This is a genomic window from Pseudomonas sp. PNPG3 (genome assembly GCF_023093815.1).
In the GTDB taxonomy this organism is placed as follows: Bacteria; Pseudomonadota; Gammaproteobacteria; order Pseudomonadales; family Pseudomonadaceae; genus Aquipseudomonas; species Aquipseudomonas asiatica.
Genome location: NZ_JALLKV010000137.1, coordinates 1 through 846 on the forward strand (window position 1 = coordinate 1; position 846 = coordinate 846).

The 846-nt window shown below is 48.5% G+C and carries 2 protein-coding genes; both read left to right on the forward strand.

Translation table 11 applies throughout. From position 1 onward, the window contains the following. The first annotated feature begins 93 nt into the window (after window positions 1-93). Window positions 94-540, forward strand: coding sequence for a hypothetical protein (locus MJ643_RS30425; protein ID WP_247727282.1), 447 nt, complete (start codon window positions 94-96; stop codon window positions 538-540). A gap of 39 nt (window positions 541-579) precedes the next feature. Further along, window positions 580-810: a hypothetical protein gene (locus MJ643_RS30430; protein ID WP_247727283.1), complete on the forward strand. Its 231-nt coding sequence runs from the start codon at window positions 580-582 to the stop codon at window positions 808-810. Window positions 811-846: the final 36 nt, after the last annotated feature.

Sequence of the window (846 nt, forward strand, 5' to 3'; positions counted from 1 at the left end):
ACGAGGCTCCCGCCTCAATCCAGTAACTGTGTTGCACTCAGCTCCTGCAACCGCCGTTAAAATAATAACAAGACATATCGAAAAGGCGATAACGTGAAAATATCCGATCACCTGGAACTAATAAAAACACAAATCCAGGCCCTCCCGTCATCCCCGACAGTCAAATTCTTTTCCGGCGAACTGACCGTCGATGACCTCAACGACCTGAAACTTGACGGAAAACGCCCATATATCCTGCTCTCTTGTGGTGGCGGCAATGTCCCAGAAAAGAATCAGCGAGTAAAACTTGAGCTGGACTCACTTTTCGGTGCCTGGATCATTGGTAAAGTTGACCCCTCCTCCCACGGCATGTCCTCAATCGCCGCTGATACTGCCGTCGAGATTGCACAGCTCATCGAAAACTACCGTGGCGACCCTAAAACTAATACCCGAGCCCCTGTGGTACAATTAATAAAGGAAGCTTTTAACGGTGTCACCAAAGGTAAGTCCAGCTACAGCGCCTGGACGGTAATTTGGTCACAGCGAATAGTGCTTGTTTGAGCTCAAACACCAATAACAACAATAATAATAGGTAAATATATGTCTTACGGATTTAACGCACCGGATACTACAATTGGCTGGATCGCAAACGGCGGCTTACTCATTTCCAAACTCGATGCTAACGACCAACCTGTCGGGGGCTTTTTTACTGTCGGCCAAGCTTCGTCTGCCGTCCTTGCATTGAGCTCGGACAAAGTGGAAATGCAGGACATGGTCTACGGCACCCTTGGCGTGGCCAAATCAAAGATCATTAAGGATGGTCTGAAGTAGCCCCTGTTTTCCGGCTACTTCGCCATCGACACTTTC

Excerpts from the sequence above, each read along its gene's own strand:
- MJ643_RS30430 (WP_247727283.1), top strand. The coding sequence starts at position 580 with ATGTCTTACGGATTTAACGCACCGGATACTACAATTGGCTGGATCGCA.